Source organism: Streptomyces sp. NPDC050416 (assembly GCF_044458845.1).
Classification (GTDB): domain Bacteria; phylum Actinomycetota; class Actinomycetes; order Streptomycetales; family Streptomycetaceae; genus Streptomyces.
The window spans coordinates 108,340-124,807 of sequence record NZ_JBITII010000004.1; the positions used below are offsets into that span (position 1 = coordinate 108,340).

Annotated in this window: 19 protein-coding genes; 9 read left to right on the forward strand and 10 right to left on the reverse strand. The window is 71.8% G+C overall.

All coding sequences use genetic code 11. The features are described from left to right. Positions 1-7 precede the first annotated feature (7 nt). Both ACIBL4_RS13785 and ACIBL4_RS13790 read right to left on the reverse strand, forming a co-directional pair. A complete protein-coding gene (locus ACIBL4_RS13785; protein ID WP_399409556.1) occupies positions 8-1,354 on the reverse strand; it encodes a S28 family serine protease in 1,347 nt (448 codons plus the stop codon). Positions 1,355-1,484: 130 nt separating this feature from the next. Further along, positions 1,485-1,694 (reverse strand): DUF6243 family protein, encoded by a 210-nt coding sequence (locus ACIBL4_RS13790; protein WP_399409558.1) that lies wholly within the window; start codon positions 1,692-1,694, stop codon positions 1,485-1,487. Positions 1,695-1,801: 107 nt separating this feature from the next. Here ACIBL4_RS13790 and ACIBL4_RS13795 point away from each other — a divergent pair, with 107 nt between their 5' ends. Then, complete coding sequence (locus tag ACIBL4_RS13795; protein WP_399409561.1) at positions 1,802-2,443, forward strand: TetR/AcrR family transcriptional regulator; 642 nt, start codon at positions 1,802-1,804, stop codon at positions 2,441-2,443. Here ACIBL4_RS13795 and ACIBL4_RS13800 read toward each other — a convergent pair. Beyond that, entirely contained in the window at positions 2,422-3,306 is an 885-nt protein-coding gene (locus tag ACIBL4_RS13800; RefSeq protein WP_399409563.1) for a glycerophosphodiester phosphodiesterase, read from the reverse strand. The two genes, ACIBL4_RS13795 and ACIBL4_RS13800, sit on opposite strands and share 22 nt — an antisense overlap. Before the next feature lie 210 nt (positions 3,307-3,516). Between ACIBL4_RS13800 and ACIBL4_RS13805 the strand changes: the two genes are divergently transcribed. Next, positions 3,517-4,251, forward strand: a complete 735-nt coding sequence (locus tag ACIBL4_RS13805) for a bifunctional DNA primase/polymerase (RefSeq protein ID WP_399409565.1) — start codon at positions 3,517-3,519, stop codon at positions 4,249-4,251. A gap of 22 nt (positions 4,252-4,273) precedes the next feature. Here ACIBL4_RS13805 and ACIBL4_RS13810 read toward each other — a convergent pair whose 3' ends face one another. The 4 genes from ACIBL4_RS13810 to efeO form a co-directional block, all read right to left on the reverse strand. Then, positions 4,274-5,275, reverse strand: coding sequence for a hypothetical protein (locus ACIBL4_RS13810; RefSeq protein ID WP_399409567.1), 1,002 nt, complete (start codon positions 5,273-5,275; stop codon positions 4,274-4,276). 161 nt (positions 5,276-5,436) lie between these two features. Further along, the gene (gene efeU / locus ACIBL4_RS13815; RefSeq protein ID WP_399409569.1) at positions 5,437-6,282 is read right to left on the reverse strand and encodes an iron uptake transporter permease EfeU; all 846 of its coding nucleotides are present in this window, start codon (positions 6,280-6,282) and stop codon (positions 5,437-5,439) included. Positions 6,283-6,287: 5 nt separating this feature from the next. Next, positions 6,288-7,526, reverse strand: a complete 1,239-nt coding sequence (efeB, locus tag ACIBL4_RS13820; RefSeq protein WP_399409571.1) for an iron uptake transporter deferrochelatase/peroxidase subunit — start codon at positions 7,524-7,526, stop codon at positions 6,288-6,290. A 12-nt stretch (positions 7,527-7,538) separates the two neighbouring features. Continuing rightward, positions 7,539-8,687, reverse strand: a complete 1,149-nt coding sequence (gene efeO / locus ACIBL4_RS13825; RefSeq protein WP_399409573.1) for an iron uptake system protein EfeO — start codon at positions 8,685-8,687, stop codon at positions 7,539-7,541. Between the two features lie 351 nt (positions 8,688-9,038). On the opposite strand from efeO, the gene ACIBL4_RS13830 reads away from it, so the two are divergent. Beyond that, a complete protein-coding gene (locus ACIBL4_RS13830) occupies positions 9,039-9,470 on the forward strand; it encodes a hypothetical protein (RefSeq protein ID WP_399409575.1) in 432 nt (143 codons plus the stop codon). After that, entirely contained in the window at positions 9,463-10,107 is a 645-nt protein-coding gene (locus tag ACIBL4_RS13835; protein ID WP_399409577.1) for a PhzF family phenazine biosynthesis protein, read from the forward strand. Before ACIBL4_RS13830 ends, ACIBL4_RS13835 begins: the two co-directional genes overlap by 8 nt. Positions 10,108-10,377: 270 nt before the next feature. On the opposite strand, the gene map is transcribed toward ACIBL4_RS13835, so the two are convergent. After that, on the reverse strand, positions 10,378-11,235 hold the full coding sequence (map, locus tag ACIBL4_RS13840) for a type I methionyl aminopeptidase (RefSeq protein WP_399409579.1): 858 nt from the start codon (positions 11,233-11,235) through the stop codon (positions 10,378-10,380). A 58-nt stretch (positions 11,236-11,293) separates the two neighbouring features. On the opposite strand from map, the gene ACIBL4_RS13845 reads away from it, so the two are divergent. Then, positions 11,294-11,524, forward strand: a complete 231-nt coding sequence (locus tag ACIBL4_RS13845) for a hypothetical protein (RefSeq protein WP_355856951.1) — start codon at positions 11,294-11,296, stop codon at positions 11,522-11,524. A gap of 65 nt (positions 11,525-11,589) precedes the next feature. On the opposite strand, the gene ACIBL4_RS13850 is transcribed toward ACIBL4_RS13845, so the two are convergent. Continuing rightward, complete coding sequence (locus ACIBL4_RS13850; RefSeq protein ID WP_399409582.1) at positions 11,590-12,192, reverse strand: hypothetical protein; 603 nt, start codon at positions 12,190-12,192, stop codon at positions 11,590-11,592. Between the two features lie 118 nt (positions 12,193-12,310). On the opposite strand from ACIBL4_RS13850, the gene ACIBL4_RS13855 reads away from it, so the two are divergent. From ACIBL4_RS13855 to ACIBL4_RS13865, 3 genes are read left to right on the forward strand one after another with little or no spacing between them, the layout of a single operon-like run. After that, entirely contained in the window at positions 12,311-13,384 is a 1,074-nt protein-coding gene (locus ACIBL4_RS13855; protein ID WP_399409584.1) for an exo-alpha-sialidase, read from the forward strand. Positions 13,385-13,417: 33 nt separating this feature from the next. Beyond that, complete coding sequence (npdG, locus tag ACIBL4_RS13860) at positions 13,418-14,137, forward strand: NADPH-dependent F420 reductase (protein WP_030837291.1); 720 nt, start codon at positions 13,418-13,420, stop codon at positions 14,135-14,137. Positions 14,138-14,150: 13 nt separating this feature from the next. Continuing rightward, positions 14,151-14,381, forward strand: coding sequence for a hypothetical protein (locus ACIBL4_RS13865; RefSeq protein WP_399409586.1), 231 nt, complete (start codon positions 14,151-14,153; stop codon positions 14,379-14,381). Between the two features lie 4 nt (positions 14,382-14,385). Here ACIBL4_RS13865 and ACIBL4_RS13870 read toward each other — a convergent pair whose 3' ends face one another. After that, positions 14,386-15,186: a site-2 protease family protein gene (locus ACIBL4_RS13870; RefSeq protein ID WP_399409588.1), complete on the reverse strand. Its 801-nt coding sequence runs from the start codon at positions 15,184-15,186 to the stop codon at positions 14,386-14,388. Between the two features lie 103 nt (positions 15,187-15,289). On the opposite strand from ACIBL4_RS13870, the gene ACIBL4_RS13875 reads away from it, so the two are divergent. Next, the gene (locus ACIBL4_RS13875; RefSeq protein WP_399409590.1) at positions 15,290-16,012 is read left to right on the forward strand and encodes a DUF6578 domain-containing protein; all 723 of its coding nucleotides are present in this window, start codon (positions 15,290-15,292) and stop codon (positions 16,010-16,012) included. Positions 16,013-16,468 lie beyond the last annotated feature (456 nt).

Consider the following 16,468-nt stretch of genomic DNA (forward strand, 5'->3'; position numbering starts at 1 on the left):
GAACCGGTCAACCTTGACCGGCCCAGCGGGACAACGCCTTCTCCGCCGACACCCGGTCGGCGGGGGACAGGTCGGCGATGTCGGCGCCGTGATTGCCGCCCGGTACCCACAGGACCTGTGAGTCGGCCCCGCCCGGCTGGAAGTGCTCGGCCACGGAGGGGTCCTGGGTGCCGTAGACGAACAGCAGCCGGCTGCCGCGGCGGCGGACCCAGTGGTCGATGTCCGGCATGGCCTCCGGGTCGAAGCGCATCGGGATGTCCCTCGGGACGAAACTGCGCGCCTCGATGGCGTCCGGGTGCCGCAACAGATCCGCCAGGTGGGCCGTGGGGACGCTGCCGTACCCCAGCTGCGTGCCGATCTGGTACCAGTACGGGACGTAGTGCTGCGCCGTCCTGTCGGCGTACAGGGACAGGCCGGCGGTGTCGTCGAGCCACGCGTACAGCTCGTCGGCCGTCGCCTCCGGGCCCGGAAGCGCGGCGATGTCGGCCGCCGTCCCGCGCTGCCAGAACATGAACGGCGCGCGCAGCACGGCGATTTCGAGCGCCTTGTCGGCGCTGCCGACGATGCGGAAGGTGTCGCCGGCGGCAGCAGCCCAGGCCTCGTAGCGGGCGACCATGTCCGCCCGGTTCAGCAGGATGCGCCGCTGGACGGCCTCGATGGCCTCGCGGGCGGCGGGGGTACCGACCGTCCCCAGGAAGCGGACGTAGGCGGAGTCCTCGCGGTCGTCGACGTTGTTCGGGGCTCCGTAGACCACCGTGCCCTCCACGTCGTGGGGATGGAAGCGGCGGTGGTAGACGCTCGCCATACCGCCCTTGCTGCCACCGGTGGAGATCCACGCGCCGGAGTAGAGCCGGCGGAAGAGCCGGACGACGCGGTGGTGGTCGTCGGCGGCCTGGCGGATCGTGAGGTGGGCGTAGCCGGTCCCTGCGGGGCGTGACGTGCCGAAGTAGCGGTGTTCCACCTGGAGTTGGTTGGCGCCCAGCAGGACCGTCGCTTCCGTGCGCCGGGGTGCGAGGACCGCCTGGTAGCCCGTGCTGAACAGCACGGTGGGCCGGTCGGCGGCGGTGTGCAGCAGGGTGAGGCGCTGCTCGAAGGTGCCGGACGCGGGGTTCGTGTGGTCGACCGGCTGGCGCAGGCCCAGGACGAAGTGCCGGTAGCCCGGTTCGGCGTCCTGCCGCTCCTCGATCAGCCGCAGTCCGGGCAGCGCCCGCAGCGCGTCCGCGATGTCGCCGGTGCCGGGACGGGCCGCTGCGGCCGCCGCCCGGGCGGGCAGGGCTGCCGTCACGGCGAGACCCGCCGTCGAGACGGCCGTCGCCGCCGAGGTGAGCAGTCGTCGTCTCGTCCACACGCGCATCGTGAGTCCTCCCGGGTGTCCGTCGGTCGCGGTTGTTCGGCCGCGGTTTGTCGGCCGGTTCAGTACATCCGCCGGACGTCCCGGGAGGATCCCGCGCGCGAGGGGACCGTCTCCCCCGGGCGGGGGAGGCTCACGACGATGTGTCGGTCGTACGGTCCTCCTGTCCTGCCTGCTGCTGCCGTTTCTCCTGAAGCTTGCGCAGCAACTCGCGTTTCTGGGCCCGCGGATCGAGGCCGCCGCCGATCCGGCCGCCCCGGCCGCCGCCGCGCAGCGCCTTGCGGCCGAGCTTCTGGCGCGATCCGCCGACACCCAGCAGGTTTCCGGCTCCACCTCGGGTCATGTGGGGCTCCTTTTCCATTCCTCTTCCGCGACGAGACGGTTCGTCTCGTGCATAATGCTCCACTGTCCGCGAGACGGTCCGTCTTGTCAACCTGATAAATTCGGTCCATGGCCGCACAGAAGTCCGCACAGCCCGCCCCCGGAAAGCCCGCCCCCGACGCCTCCCGGCGCAGCGAGAAGTCCCGTCGCGCCATCTACGACGCCGCCCTCGCGCTCGTCGTGGAGGTCGGTTATCCGAAGACCACCATCGAGGGCATCGCCGCCCGCGCCGGCGTCGGGAAGCAGACGATCTACCGCTGGTGGTCGTCGAAGGCGGATGTGCTGATGGAGGCGTTCCTGGACCTGGGCGAGCAGTCCCTGCGGGAAGCGGGACCGGAGCCGTACGCCTTCCCCGACACCGGCGACCTCGCCGCCGACGTCAAGGGCGTCCTGCGCGCCACCGTCGACCAGTTGCGCGACCCGAGGTTCGAGGCGCCGTCCCGCGCGCTGGCCGCCGAGGGCGTCGTCAACGAGCAACTCGGGCGCGAACTCGTCGCCAAGCTGATGCAGCCCTCACTCGACCTCTACATCGGCCGGCTGCGGGCCGCCCAGGAGGCCGGTCAGGTGCGGCCCGACATCGACCCGCGCATCGCCCTGGAGTTCTTCATCTCCCCGCTGGCCCAGCGCTGGCTCCAGCACACGGGCCCGATCTCCTACGAGTACACCGACACCCTCGTCGACTACGCCCTTCACGGCCTCGCGCCGCGCTGAGGACCCCGCCGGCCGGCCCGCGCGAGGCGTCCCGGCGCGTCCGTGATCACGCCGTCGCAGCCCAGCGCCAGCACCCGGTCCCGCTGCGCGTCCGTCACCACCGTGTGCGCCCACACCCGCCGAATTCCCGACCGCACCGCCCGCGCGAGATCCGCGTCACGCGCCCGGTGGTCCACGTCCAGCAGGTCCACATACGACCGCCAGCGCTCCGGGCGGTCCGTGCGCAGTTGCCGTGCCGAGCGCCACAACTGCGTGAGCAGGCCCAGGCGGTGGACGCGCCGGGCCACCTCGGGGTCGTTGGAGTTCACGAACACCGAGCGGGTCAGGCCACGGGCCCGGATCAGCCCGGCCAGCCGGTCCAGGCTCCGCGGGTCCTTCGCCTCCAGCATCAGCACGATCCGCCCGCCGAAACGGTCCAGTACCTCGGCGACCGTCGGCGGCCGTTCCGAGCGCCAGCTGCCGGGCAGCGCGTCCTTCGGGCGCAGCCGGACGCCCCGCCACTCCCGGGCGTCGAGGCCGCGCACCTCGCCGCCCAGGTAGGTGGTGCGGTTCAGGGTCTCGTCGTGGAACACCACCGGCGTACCGTCGCGCAGCAGCCGCGTGTCGAAGTCCAGCACCTGCGCCGTACCGCGCTCGTAGGCGGCCACCAGCCCCGTCATGCTGTTCTCGGGAACCTCGAGGGCGCCGCCGCGGTGGGCGACGTACGTGATCCGGGGGAGCGCCGCCACAGTCAGGGGGCCGGTGCCCCACTCCAGCGGGCGGATGCCCCACTCCGGCGGGCGGATGCCCGCCGGTCCCGTGAGGGTCAGCGAGACCACCGAAACCGCGGAGGCGAGGCCCGTCAGCGCGATCCTTGTGACCATGGCGACCACGGTAGGGCGCCATGTCACGGCAAAGTGGGCAATGACACCCGATCACGGTGCGGAGTACCTCTCGCCCTACGGGCATATGCCTCGCCCCACCGGTACCCGTCTCGGCCCTCCTGCCCCGGATGTGGGCACTGGCCCCCCGGCGCGCGGCAAGATGGGACCATGAGGCATGCTGTTCCGCACGACAGCGAGGCGAGGGGATAGATGAGCGCGGAGTACGGCGGCAGGACCGGCCTACAGGGCAAACTCACCCAGTGGCTGCGCGCCGGGCGCCGGCCCAAGGAGACCGCCGGTGACGGCGGCCGGGAGGCCCTGCTGCTCGCCGCCGCCGGAGCGGGACTGCCGCTCGCGCCCGCCGCCCACCCGGCCGGATACCGCTGCTCCTGCGAACGCGTCGGCTGTCCCACCCCGGCCCGGCACCCGGTGTCCTTCGCCTGGCAGACGCAGTCGACCACCGACCGCGCCCAGATCGAACGCTGGGCCCGCCATCAGCCGCAGGCCAACTTCATCACCGCGACCGGCATGGTGCACGACGTCCTCGACGTGCCCCTGGATGCCGGTCGCAGTGCGTTGGAGCGGCTGCTCGCCGCCGGTGTCGAGGTCGGGCCCGTCGCCGAGAGCGACGACGGACGCATGCTGTTCTTCACCCTCACGCGCGGGACGCCCGAGGACGAGGACGAGTGGTGGCCGTGCGAACTGGACTGCCACCCCGAGACGATGGACGAGCACCCCGGGCTGCGGTGGCACTGCCGCGGCTCCTACGTCCTCGTACCGCCGGCGCGGCTGCCCGGCGAGGACCAGACGGTGCACTGGGTACGCGGGCCCGAGCATCCGCTGCCGGATCCGCTGACCCTGCTGGAGACGCTGACCGAGGCCTGCGCCCGGTACGCCGGTGAGGACGCCGACCACGCCGGGGCGGCCTGGCCGCTGCGGCACTGAGCCGGCCCGGCTTCGTCCTGCCTCAGGAGCCCTCCGCCGAGGTCATTCCCTGGATCCGGCCGAGGATCGTCACCTGTCCGCTGCCGCTGCCCTTCGGCGGGTCCAGGGCCACCTCGTTGGAGACGAACTCCATCAGGAGGGACTGCTTGACCTCGCCCTCCGTCAGTGCGAGGACGTCCTTGTTGGGGATGGGGAACGTCGTGCCCGCGTAGGCCGTCTGCTTCTCGTAGTGCCGTGTCGTGAAGAACACCAGTGCGCCGCCGTCCGCCGTGCGCAGGGCGAGGGGCTGGTAGTCGCCGTTCGTCAGCGGCTCGTCGATGTACTGGGTGACCAGGCCCGGCTTCTTGGCGTTCTTCGCGCGCAGGGCGCGCCACTGACTGGTGTGGGAGCCGTCGGCGAAGGTGTCGCCGCCGTTCTTGAGGTAGGTCGTGTAGTCCTGGCTCAGGTCGCGGGGGGTGGCGGCCAGGCCGGTCGAGTTCACGGGGACGGACTCGGCCCAGCCGTCCGCGTCCTTCTTGAACTGCGGGACCTTGCCCGGTGCGACGAGGGTGAGATACGCGACCTGGAAGGGGTCGTCCAGGCTGCTGCGGGTGAACACGAGCAGCCAGCGGGCGGCGCCGCCCTTGTTGCCGGCCGCGTCGACGAGGAACCAGCGGGGCCAGCCGGCCTTCTTGGGGATCGTGTACTTCGCGTCCGTCAGCTTCAGGGGCGTGTGGTTCGGGTTGCCGTCCGGGTTGTTCGTCTTGCCGGCCTTCAGGCGTGCCGAGTCGATGTCGGCCAGGGCGCCGGTGGTGTGGTCGGCGTCCAGGGACGCGTCGTAGGCCTTGTCGGCCTCGTTGTACGCGGTCGTGAACTCCTGGAGGGCCTTGGCGGCTTCGGCGCGGGTGGTGGACGGGAGGATCTCCCGTTCGCCGTGCACCACGACGCATCCGCTCGCCGTCAACGACAAAGCGGTCACCGAGGCTGCTATGAGGGCGCTCCGGGCGGACCTGCGGAGCGTTCGAGGGTCGCGATCCCTGATCATCGGGTTCCTTCACCTTCCCCTTTCCGGAGGCGAACCCTACCGGGTGCCTCCGGCGGTTGGGCGGGGGGCTGCGCCTGACGCCGAGGTGCCCCCAGGCGGCAAGGGTGGGCGCAGCGGCACGTCGTCGCGCCGAGTTGCGCACCGCCCCCGCCTCAGCAGCGTCAGACCTTGTCGCGCACCGGTGTCGTGGTGGTCCGGCGGCGTCCGAAACCCGTCGGGGCCAGGAACAGAGCCAGCGTCGGGATCAGGTACAGCAGCCACACCACGACTTGGAGCACGGTCGGGTCCGGCTGGAAGTTGAACACGCCCTTGAGCAACGTGCCGTACCAACTGTCCGGCGGAATCGTGCCGGAGATGTCGAAGGCCTTGTCGCTGAGGCCCGGCAGGAAGCGGGCCTCCTGCAAGTCGTGGAAGCCGTACGCCAGTACGCCCGCGGCCACGACGACGAGCATGCCGCCGGTCCAGGTGAAGAACCGGGCGAGATTGATGCGCAGGGCGCCCCGGTAGAACAGCCAGCCCAGGAGGACCGCCGTCAACAGGCCCAGGGCGACGCCGAGAAGAGGGCGCGGGCTGCCGTCGCTCGCCGCGTGGACCGACGCCCAGACGAACAGGGCCGTCTCCAGGCCCTCACGGCCCACCGCCAGGAACGCCGTGGCGACCAGCGCACCCGTGCCCAGGGCGAGGGCCGCGTCCAGCTTGCCGTGCAGTTCGGACTTCAGGTGCCGGGCGGTGCGCCGCATCCAGAACACCATCCACGTCACCAGAGCGACCGCGAGGATCGACAGGGACCCGCCCAGCGCCTCCTGCGCCTCGAACGTCAGCTCCTGCGAGCCGAATTCGAGCGCGCAGCCGAAGCCGAGCGCGAGGGCGACCGCGATGCCGATGCCGATCCAGATCGGGCGCAGCGCGTCCCGGCGGTCCGTCTTGACCAGGTAGGCGATGAGGATGCAGACGACGAGGCTGGCCTCCAGGCCCTCGCGCAGACCGATCAGGTAGTTGGAGAACAACGGGCTCAGACCTCCTTGGAGAACAGCGTCCGGCCCCACCAGTCGTCCTTGTCACGGACGCCCGGCGGGATGGCGAAGAGCGCCGAACCCACGTGCTGGATGTACTCGTTGAGCGCGTCCGTGGCCAGGTTGCGCTGGATCGGGATGAAGCCCTTGCGGACGTCCCGCTGGTAGGCCAGGAAGAACAGGCCCGCGTCCAGGCGGCCCAGTCCGTCGGTGCCGTCGGTGAAGGAGTAGCCGCGGCGCAGGATCGTCGCTCCGTGGTTGGCGTCGGGATGCGCGAGCCGGACGTGCGCGTCGGGCTTCATGGCCTTCAGGAACGGCTCGTCGCGCTCCTTCGCCTTGCCGACCGGGGCGCCTTCGCCCTTGTCCCGGCCGAAGATGTCCTCCTGCTCCTGGAGCGAGGTGCGGTCCCAGGTCTCGATGTGCATGCGGATGCGGCGGGCGACGAGGTAGGAGCCGCCCCGCATCCAGGCCGGGTCGTCCTTGTCGTCCACCCAGACGAACTTCTTGAGACGGTCCGTCTCCGTGCCCGCGATGTTGCGGGTGCCGTCCTTGAAGCCCATCAGGTTGCGTGGCGTCTGGGCCTCGGGTGTCGTCGACGAGGTCTTGCCGAAGCCGAGCTGCGACCAGCGGATGACGACCTTGCCGAAGCCGATGCGGGCCAGGTTGCGGACGGCGTGGACCGCGACCTGGGGGTCGTCGGCGCAGGCCTGGACGCACAGGTCACCGCCGCTGCGGTTCTTGTCGAGGTTGTCGCCCGCGAACTTCGGCAGGTCCACCAGGGCGGCGGGCCGTTGCTCCGCCAGGCCGAACTTCTCGAAGAGACTCGGGCCGAATCCGATGGTGAGGGTCAGGCGGGAGGGCTTGAGGTCCAGGGCCTCGCCGGTGTCGTCCGGGGGCGCTTCGGGGAGGCCGCCGAAGCCGCCCTCGCCCACCGGGTGCCCGGCCGTCATGCGGCGGGCGGCTTCCGTCCAGTCCTTCAGCAGCTGGACGAACTCCGCCCGGTCGTCGGTCTTCACGTCGAACGCGGCGAAGTGCAGCCGGTCCTGGACCGGGGTGGCGATGCCCGCCTGGTGCGCGCCGTGGAAGGGGATCGCGGTCCCGGTGTCCGGCGCGGGGGCGTCGTCGGTGCGGGCCATCGCCACCGCTCCGCCCGCCGCGGCGGCGCCGAGGGCCAGGCCCGCGCCGCCCCAGCCGAGCAGGGCGCGCCGGGAGGGGGAGGGGGTGTCGTTGTCCGTCATGCGGGCGGCCCCCTACTTCGCGACTGCGGCGGCGAGCTTCGACAGGGGCTCCGCCAGCGCGTTGACCGCGTCCGAGAGCTCCTTGCGGTCGGCCTTGCCGACCTTGTCGTACGAGGTGAAGTCGTACGACGCCGTGTCCGGGCGGTACTTGTCGAGCAGCTTGTTCAAGGTGGCGAACTGCTTGTCCAGTTCCGTGGTGAGGGCCTTGTCGTTCTCCTGGGCGACCGGCTTCAGCAGCTCGTACGACTTCTGCGCGCCCTCGACGTTGGCCTTGAAGTCGACCAGGTCGGTGTGCGAGTAGCGCTCCTCCTCGCCGGTGACCTTGCCGGTGGCGACCTCGTCGAGGAGTTCCTTGGCGCCGTTGGCCATCGAGGTCGGGGTGATCTCGGCCTTGCCGACCCGGTCCTGCCAGTCCTTCAGGTCGGTGATGAGCCGGTCGGCGAGTTCCTTCTCACGGTCGCCGATCTTCTTGTCCTGCCAGAGCGCCTTCTCCAGGCGGTGCCAGCCCGTCCAGTCCTTGGCGGGGTCCTGGCCGTCCTCCAGGCCGTCCTCGCGGACGTCGACCTTCGGGTCGATGTCGCCGAAGGACTCGGCGACCGGCTCGGTGCGCTCCCAGCCGATGCGGGAGGGGGCGTAGGACTTCTTCGCGGCTTCCAGGTCGCCGTCCTTGACGGCCCGGGCGAAGGTCTCGGCCTTGGGCAGGGTCTCGTCGGCCTGCTGCTGGGTGTAGGCGCGGTAGGCGGCCACGGCCTCGTCCAGGCGCGGGTCGCGCTTGACCGCCTTGCCGCCGGTGGCCTTGACGGCCTGTCGGATGCCCTTGCCCTTCATGCCGGGCTTGCAGGCGATCTGGTAGTCGCCGGCCTTCACCTCGGCGGTGACCCGCTGCTTGGTGCCGGGACCTATGTTCTCCCGCTCGGTGACCACACGGTCGTCGGGGAAGAGCACGTAGACCTCGGTGACCTTGGAACCCTTGTTCTCCACGGCCAGTTCGACGTGTCCGGCGGGGAACTCCTTCTTCGACACCTCGCACTTGTCGTCCGTGGCTGTCACGCGGACCACGTGGTCGCCGTCCTCGGCGTTGCTCTTCTCCGTACAGCCGGTGACAGCGGTCAGAGCCGCCGCTGCGGCGATCACGACGGATACAGGGCTTGCGGGTCGCATGAAGGCTCCTGGGGACGGGGAAGGTGAGGCTCACCTAAGCTAGATAAGAATTGCTTAAGTGGCTCAAAATCACTCCCATAATGTGGTCAAGGGGAGGTCAAAAGTCGCGCTTCGAGGCCGCCGACGGCGGCCGGCTGCTGCTGCGGCAGGGCCGCCGGCCGGTGCTGCTCGGCCGCGTGGACGGCCCGAACGAGGGCCTCTTCCCGCATCACCTCCCCGGCTACCGCTCACCGCTGCCGCCCGTCCGCGCCGACCTGACCCGCTCGAACGCGAACATGCCGCACCAGTACGCCAGATGGCCCGGCTGCCACCCCGACTGGTGCGCCGGCGGCCGGCAGGGGAGTCGTGCCTGTGCGCCCTCTTTCGCCGCCGGACGCCCCCCGGGTGAAGGCCTGCCGGCGCCGGGCCCGCGAGGGCAGGCTGGCGCCGGTGCTCCTGTGGTTCGTGACCCCGCTCGACGGCTGGCTGATCCTCGACGGCCACGACCGGGCCGTCGCCGCGCCGGCGGAGGGCTCGGACACCGAGTGCGTGGTTCTCGCGCGGCCCGTCGACGACGATGTCTGGCGGCGGCTGCGGAACCTGACCGACGAGTACGAGCGCCGTACGGCGGCACCGGCGCGCCGCCCCGGGGCGGCGGACCACCGCCTGGCCGAGGGCCTCGGCACCGCGCTGGCGGACCCGCCCTGCGAAACGGCCCGCACCGTCGCCCGGCCCCTTCCGGGCGGTACGGCCGCCTGGGACGACCTGGCCGCCCGGGCGATGTTTGAATGCCCCCGTGACTGACTACGACGTGCTCCGCGTCTTCTGTGGGCCGGACGGCGGATACGGCAATGAACTCGGTGTCGTGCGCGAGGGCTCGGTGCTGCCCGAGCGGAGCGAGCGGCAGGAGCTCGCCGCGAAGCTCGCCTTCAGCGAGACCGTGTTCGTCGACGACCCCGAGCGCGGGGTGATCGACATCTACACGCCCACCCTGCGCCTGCCCTTCGCCGGGCACCCCTGTGTCGGGACGGCCTGGCTGCTCGACGTGCCCGAACTGGTCACACCCGCCGGGGTGGTCGGTGCCCGGCAGGACGGGGAGTTCTGCTGGATCGAGGCGCGGGCGGAGTGGGTGCCGCAGCGCACCCTGCGGCAGTACGGCAGCGCCGCCGAGGTCGACGGTCTGGCCGTGCCGCCGCCGGGGGAGTGGGTGTACGCCTGGGCGTGGCAGGACGAGTCCGCCGGACGGGTGCGGGCCCGGGCCTTCCCCGGACGCGGCGACGGGATCGACGAGGACGAGGCGACCGGGGCGGCGGCCCTGCTGCTCACCGACCGGCTCGGCCGCGCCCTCAACATCACCCAGGGCGCGGGCTCCCAGATCCTCACCGCACCCCAGCCGGGCGGCTGGACCGAGGTCGGCGGCCGGGTGCATCTCGAACGCTGACCCGGGCGGCGCGTCTCCGTACGGGTGGAACAGCGTGTGCGCGGTACCGAACGGGGACCTCTGGGCCTGACCACTCATCCTTCTCGAGAGGAGCCCCCGTGCGCATCCGATCCGATCCCGTGCAGCCCGTACTTCGCGAGATCGAAGCCGAGACGGCCGAACTGGAGTGGGGCGGCGCCGTCTGCCACAAGGGCGTCTTCGACGTCTGAGCCGGCGGCTGACCGACGGCAGCGGGTCCCCCTCGCCCTGTGCGAGGGGGACCCGCCGCGGTCACGGCAGGGTGAGGATCTCCGCGCCCGACTCCGTCACGACCAGCGTGTGCTCGAACTGGGCCGTCCGCTTCCGGTCCTTCGTCACGACCGTCCAGCCGTCGTCCCACATGTCGTACTCGTGCGTCCCGAGCGTCAGCATCGGCTCGATCGTGAACGTCATCCCCGGCTGGATGACCGTCGTCGCGTGCGGGCTGTCGTAGTGCGGGATGATCAGGCCCGAGTGGAACGACGAGTTGATGCCGTGGCCGGTGAAGTCCCGGACCACCCCGTAGCCGAAGCGCTTGGCGTACGACTCGATGACCCGGCCGATGACGTTGATCTGCCGGCCCGGCTTGACCGCCTTGATCGCCCGGTTGAGGGACTCCCGGGTGCGCTCCACCAGCAGCCGCGACTCCTCGTCGACGTCACCGACCAGGTAGGTGGCGTTGTTGTCGCCGTGCACGCCGCCGATGTACGCCGTCACGTCCAGGTTGACGATGTCGCCGTGGCGCAGGACGGTCGAGTCCGGGATGCCGTGGCAGATGACCTCGTTGACGCTGGTGCACAGCGACTTCGGAAAGCCCCGGTAGCCCAGCGTCGAGGGGTAGGCGCCGTGGTCGCACATGTACTCGTGCGCCACCCTGTCCAGTTCGTCGGTGGTCACCCCGGGGGCGATCAGCTTCGCGGCCTCCGCCATCGCCCGGGCGGCGATCCGGCCCGCGAGCCGCATCGCCTCGATCGTCTCGGGCGTCTGCACCTCCGGTCCGGTGTACGGCGTCGGCGCGGGCTTGCCGACGTACTCGGGGCGACGGATGTTTCCGGGCACGGGACGGGTGGGGGACAGTTCCCCCGGTACGAGCAGCGACTGGCCAGACATGCCAGCGAGTCTAACCAGCGGCCATGGGGGAACATGACGGTGGCGAGAGGAGCTGGTCATGGCCCTGTTCAAGAAGCGGACGGTCGGCAAACCGGGTGAGTGGTACTACTGCCTGGAACACAAGAAGGTCGAGGAGGGGCCGGAGTGCCCCAACAAGGACCGGTTCGGGCCGTACGCCTCCCGCACGGAAGCCGAACACGCGATGGAGACCGCCCGCGCACGCAACCTCCAGTGGGAGAACGACCCCAAGTGGCACGACGCCCCGGCGGGCGGCCGCGACGACGAGTAGGCGCATCCCGGCGGCTGCGCGCACCTCGCCCGGCCGCGTCAACGGACGGACCGGCCCCACCGCCCCTACCAGCGCGCCGGCGGTGGGGCCGTCAGGTGTTCCGCCAGTCTCGCCACCCTGTCCCGGAAGCGGCGCCGGCCGCGCGGTGTCGGCAGGGCGTTCTCCCCGGCCGCCGCGCTGACCAGGTGCTGCACGGTGTCCAGGTCCAGCTCCGAGCCGTCGGGCACGGCCAGGGCCTCGTGGGCCATCACCGGCAGCTCGCCCTCGCCGGGGCCGAGGGACAGTACCGTCGCCCCGGCGCGCCGGGCGTCGGACACCCGTTCGAGGAGGGGTGAGGCAGGGTCCTCGGGGGACACCACCAGCAGCGTCTCGCCCCGCCGGGCCGCCTCCAGCCGCCCGAGGCCGACCGCCAGGTGCGCCGGATCCGAGGGGCGCGCGTCATGCCGTACCAGCGTCGGGGCCAGCTCCGGCGTGCCCGACCACGCCGCCTCGTCCACCAGGTGCGCCGCCAGGTGCCACGGCTCGTACTCCGGCGTGCCGACGAGCAGCAGCCCGCCGCCGTGCGACACCACCGACCCCCGCAGCGCACCGGCGAACCGCCGCGTGGCGCCCAGCCACTCCGTCCCGGCGAGCACTTCCCGCAACAGCGCGACCCGTACGGCATCCATACGACCGCATCCTGCCCCAATCGGTCAGTCGTGATGCGGAATTCACCCCGCATTCGCCCGGCTCGGGCAGAGGGACCGGTCATCCGTACCGTCGTCGAACGCCCGGAGGAACCCGCCGATGACCGAGACCAGTGTCCCCTTCCGCGCCGGCCGCGAGGGGTACGCCAGCTTCCGCATCCCCGCCGTCGTCGCCACCGTCCGCGGCACCCTGCTCGCACTCTGCGAGGGCCGTGTCGGCTCCCGGGACGACTTCGGGAACATCGACGTCGTCCTCAAACGCTCTACGGACGGCGGCCGCACCTGGGGCCCGCTCCTGGTCGTCGCGGAGAACGGCGACGCCCTCGCCGGCAACCCGGCCCCCGTCGTCCTCGACACCGGCCGCGTCCTCCTGGTGCACGTACGCAACGCCGCGCACGCCACCGAGGACGCGATCCGGCGCGGCAAGGTGAGCGCGGCCGACGGGCGCCGCGTGTGGGTGCAGCACAGTGACGACGACGGCCTCACCTGGTCCGCGCCGAGGGAGATCACCCAGCAGGCCGAGAAGCCGCACTGGCGCTGGTACGCCACCGGCCCCGGCCACGCCCTCCAGCTGAGCACCGGCCGGATCGTCGTCCCCGCCAACCACTCCCTGCCGCCCACCGGCACGGACAACGGCACGGAGGGCAGGTACAACGGCGGCCACTGCCTGCTCAGCGACGACCGGGGCGCGACCTGGCGGATCGGCTACGTCGACGACAACACCGACGGCTACATCAACGCCAATGAGACCTCCGCCGCCGAACTCCCCGACGGCCGCGTCTACTTCAACACCCGCAACGACTCCCCGTCGCCCGGCACCCGCGCCGACGCCCACTCCGCCGACGGCGGCCGGACCCTGGTGAAACCCTTCCGTCCGCAGGCGGGCCTGTCCGCTCCCGTGTGCCAGGCGAGCGTCCTCCAGCTCCGCGACCCCGACGTGCTGCTCTACTCCGGCCCCGCCGACCCCGGCTTCCGCGCGCTCATGACGATCCGCACCTCCGCCGACGGCGGCACCACCTGGCGCCCCGCCCACACCGTGGACGGCCTGCCCGCCGCGTACTCCGACCTCGTGCGCGTCGACGCGGACACCGTGGGTCTGCTGTACGAGACCGGCGACTTCAGCGCCTACGAGACCGTCACCTTCCGCCGGGTGCCCGTGACGGAGCTGACCTGAGCCGATGACCGCCTCGCACGTAGAGTCGGGGCCATGACCTCTACCGACAGTGCTGCCACCGACAACGCCCAGAAGGCCCCCGCCAAGGACCCCTGGGACCTGCCCGACGTCTCCGGACTCGTCGTCGGAGTGCTCGGCGGGACCGGGCCGCAGGGCAAGGGCCTCGCCTACCGGCTCGCCAAGGCCGGGCAGAAGGTGATCATCGGGTCGCGGGCGGCCGACCGCGCCCGGGCCGCCGCGGAGGAACTCGGACACGGCGTCGAGGGCGCCGACAACGCCGAGACCGCGCGCCGCAGCGACATCGTGATCGTCGCCGTGCCCTGGGACGGACACGGCAAGACCCTCGAATCCCTGCGCGAGGAGCTGGCCGGCAAGCTCGTCGTCGACTGCGTCAACCCGCTCGGCTTCGACAAGAAGGGCGCCTACGCGCTCAAGCCCGAGGAGGGCAGCGCCGCCGAGCAGGCCGCCGCCCTGCTGCCGGACTCCCGGGTCACGGCCGCCTTCCACCACCTGTCGGCCGTGCTGCTGCAGGACCCGGAGATCGACGAGATCGACACCGACGTGATGGTGCTCGGCGAGGTCCGCGCCGACGTCGAGATCGTGCAGGCCCTCGCCGGGCGCATCCCCGGCATGCGCGGCATCTTCGCCGGGCGGCTGCGCAACGCCCACCAGGTGGAGTCGCTGGTGGCGAACCTGATCTCCGTGAACCGCCGGTACAAGGCGCACGCGGGGCTTCGCGTCACCGACGTGTGAGCCGGTGAGGCGCATGGGGGACACTGGTCGTCGTAGCAGTGTCCCCCGACAGGAGTCGACCAAAATGCCCCGCCTCGCCCTCTACGCCCTGATTCTCTGCGTCCTCGCCGTGGCCGCGGCCGTGGTCTCCTTCACACGGGGCAGCTGGCTTGGGATCGTCTGGGTGCTGCTGGCGGGCCTGTCGTCCAACATGTGCTGGTACTACGTGAAGCGCGGCAAGCAGGAGAAGTCCGTCACGGGCTGACGCCTCAGGGAGCGGCCGAGCAGAACTCGTTCGAGCCCTGCCAGAAGCGGTACAGCTCCTGACCGCAGTACGTTTCGAAGTCACTGATCTGGAGCGACTTCAGGAGCGAGTCGACCACGTCGAAGAACACGCCGTTGACCGCGGGCAGCCACAGCAGCGCGAACACGAACAGCAGGCCGAACGGCGCGAACGGCTCCACCTGGCGCCGAATGCCGTACGACAGCCAGGGCTCGATGACGCCGTAGCCGTCCAGGCCCGGCACCGGCAGGGAATTCAGCAGCGCGGCCGTCACCTGGAGCAGCGCGAGGAAGGCCAGGGCGAACCGGAAGTCGGCCGGCACGCCGTCCAGCGCGTCCAGCCAGAACGGGGCCGTGCACACGACCGCGAACAGCACGTTCGTCAGCGGACCGGCAGCAGAGATCAGACTGTGCTTCCAGCGGCCCTGGATCCGGCCCCGCTCGATGAACACGGCCCCGCCGGGCAGCCCGATCCCGCCCATGATCACGAAGATCACCGGGAGGACGATGCTGAGCAGCGCGTGCGTGTACTTCAGCGGGTTCAGCGTGAGGTAGCCCTTCGCGCCGACCGAGATGTCGCCGCTGTGCAGGGCGGTGCGCGCGTGCGCGTACTCGTGCAGACAGAGCGAGACGATCCAGGCCGCCGTCACGAAGAGGAACACGGCGACCCCGGGCTGCTCCGCGAACCCGGTCCAGGTCGCCCACCCCGTGACCGCCGTCACGGCCAGAATCCCGACGAAGACGGGACTGATCCGCCGCTCACTGTGGCGGCTGGTGGCGGTGGTCATGGGACTCCCTGCACTCTCGGACACGCGATGGGACGCCCGACGGTACCGGGCGCAGGGGGAAAACGTCTCGCGCGGGGCGGTCGGTTCCGGGGAGGGTGGGGGCATGGGGCTGTGGCACGTGTTCTACGCGGACTGGCAGATGGAGTGCTGCGGCACGCCGTTCTCGGTGGGGGACGAGGTGAGCTGGCCGCTGATGCTCGTGGACTCGGACGGCGTGCTGGGCGGCGGCTGGCACGACCAGCTCACCGAACTCGCCGGACCGGTCGAGCACGTGGGCGGCGTCCGGGTCGTGCGGGAGGGGACGGGCCTCACGGTGGCCCTGGCCGCGGACCCCGACCGGCGGCCGAGGCCGGGGGACCGGATGAGGTCGGTGGGGCTGCTGTCCGTCGAGCGGCACGGGGCGGTGTGGCCGCACGCCGTGGGGCGGGTGCGGGCGGTGCAGGTGCTGACCCAGGTCTACGCCGAGAGCGCGCCCGGATCGCGCTCCTGGGAGCCGGTGCGCCGGGAGCGCGGGCTGCGGGCGGTGGACCGGTGCCCCAAGTGGTTCACCGAGACCGAGGGGGAGCGGGGTGCCGACGGACGGGGACGGCGTTCGCGCGAACCGGGAGCGGTGGTGACCCTGGACGTGCCGGGCACGGACTCCCGCCTCTCCCACACCGTCCGCGAGGCCCGGGGCATCCCGCACCAGGACGCGAAGCCCGGCGCGGAGACGGAGGGCCTCTCGGCGGCGGACCTGGCGGCCCTCCTGCAGACCCTGAGCACGGCGGCAGGCCCACGGGGGCGCAAGGGGTGGCGGTCCGGTGGGAGGGACGGTCGACATGCCTGACCGCTGCGGCTGCGGCTGCCGCAGCGGCCGGGGACGGGCCGGGCTCGCCACGGGCCGGTGCCCGGCGCCAACGCCCCGGACTCCCGCGGCCCGTTCTGCGTGTCAGAGGGCCGCGGCCGGCCGATGTCCCTTGCGTGTCGGGGGCTTTCCGTCTTGGTTGGGTCGGCTGGGCCGACGGGCCCGGGGGTGTGCAGCCTTCTGCCCGTCGCTTGCCGGGTCTTGGCCCTGGCCGGGTGCGTCGAGGGCCGGGTTCCATGTCGGCCGTGGGCTTGCGTACTGCCGGTGGCCCGGGGGCTGTCGGCTCCGGCCGGTCCGTGCTCGTCGTACCCGAGTTGGCCCCGGGGGTCGGGGATCGGGGGTCGTGACGGGCTGAGGCCCGCTGCAAGGCGAACCGCGTTCCGTTGCTTGCGGGGTCCTTGGTCCTGGCCGGGGCGCGTGGGGCGCTGGCCGGGTTCC